Origin of the sequence: Streptomyces sp. NPDC005899, assembly GCF_040629645.1 — a bacterium.
In the GTDB taxonomy this organism is placed as follows: Bacteria; Actinomycetota; Actinomycetes; order Streptomycetales; family Streptomycetaceae; genus Streptomyces.
In genome coordinates this window covers 1-1,406 of record NZ_JBEXWB010000679.1, presented here as the reverse complement: position 1 = coordinate 1,406, position 1,406 = coordinate 1, and the positions used below count along the sequence as shown (strand labels likewise).

The following is a 1,406-nucleotide window of genomic DNA, read 5'->3' as shown; positions in this document are numbered from 1 at the left end:
TAAAGCTGACCACTACGCGTGTGGGGGGTCTGGCGGCCCCTGTGTGGTCCTGACCCGCCCACCCACTGTCTTACCGCGGGCCCGGACCCGGATGCTCCGGGACGGGGCCCGCTGTACGTGCGGTCCTCGAGGTCAGGCGGGAACCCGAGGCTTCGCCCGGGGGTACTCCCGCACCTGCAAGGCGGCAGGGAACTGGTCGATGTCCTTGTGGTGCGTCTTGTTCCAGCACGAGCCCAGCTGCTTGACGAACACCGCAGTGCCCGACGTCTGGCACGTCTCGACGATGTCGCCGGCCCATCGGAGATCCATAGGGCGGGCGCCGGTGCCGGACTCGCCGCCGACGATCACCCAGTCGATCCCGGACACCTCCAGCCCGGGAAGCGGCCCGATCAGTGGCTCGCACGACAGGAACCTCACGGCGGCCGGAACCTGTCGCAGGTCCTCCACCCGTGGCAGCTCCTTGACGCTCTCCACCGACACCCCCATCCACAGGTTCTCGGGCCACTCCAGGCGGTCGGCGACCTGCCGCACCCGCCTAGCCCGCTTGGTCAGCACCTGATAGGTGTGCTGCGGAGTGGAGGCCATCACCTCGAAGACCTGGCGTACATAGTCCAGCGGGACCCGGGCGTGGAAGAGATCGCTCATGGAATTGACGAAGACCGTACGAGGGCTGCGCCACTTCAACGGCACGGTCAATGCCTGCGGATGCACCGTCAGACCGAACCCCGGGCCCGACGTACGGGGGTCACCGTCGTTCTGGTACTTCGGCGACCCCATCGCCTTCAGCCGCTTCGACAGGGTGAGGGCGTAGCAGTTGTCGCACCCCGCGGACACCCGGTCGCATCCCGTGGTCGGGTTCCATGTCGCTTCGGTCCACTCGATCGAACTGCGGTCGCTCACCGCGCCCCTCCCGCTCCGGTCTCCGGGGGCGCCCCGATGGCGGGCGGCCCCGGTGTGCTGACTAACGATGCCGTTCCCGCCGGAGTACCGGGATAGATACGCCGGTATCCGATCGCCCTCGGGTCCGTACAGTAATCCCATCATTCGAACCTTAGTTTGAAAACTAGTAGGTGTATGAGATTCCGTCAGTCAGGCCGTATTGGCCCAGAGGTCCCGGCGCAGCCGCCGACGCGATCGTGGTCAGCCCGGCCCTTTCGGCGGCAAGGCGGTGCAGAGCCCGTGCCCGGGATGCGTCGCTGGGTCGCACCCGCTGCTGGACGGCCGCTTCGGCGCGGAGCTCCGCAAGGGGTTGGCGGCGGTCGGAGGAGTGCTCCTCCGGCTCCCGGAGGCGTTCACGGAGCTGCCGTTTAGCTTGTCGTTTATGGTCCGGCGTCGAACGCGGCTCGAACTTGGTCGGCGTTTTCGCTGTTCAGCGGACTTGAAGGCGGCCTTCGTCTGATCCTGGG

1 protein-coding gene is annotated in these 1,406 nt (G+C 67.3%); it reads right to left on the bottom strand.

From position 1 onward, the window contains the following. Positions 1-132: 132 nt before the first annotated feature. Positions 133-900: a phage Gp37/Gp68 family protein gene (locus ABZ371_RS32605; protein WP_358686551.1), complete on the bottom strand. Its 768-nt coding sequence runs from the start codon at positions 898-900 to the stop codon at positions 133-135. Positions 901-1,406 lie beyond the last annotated feature (506 nt).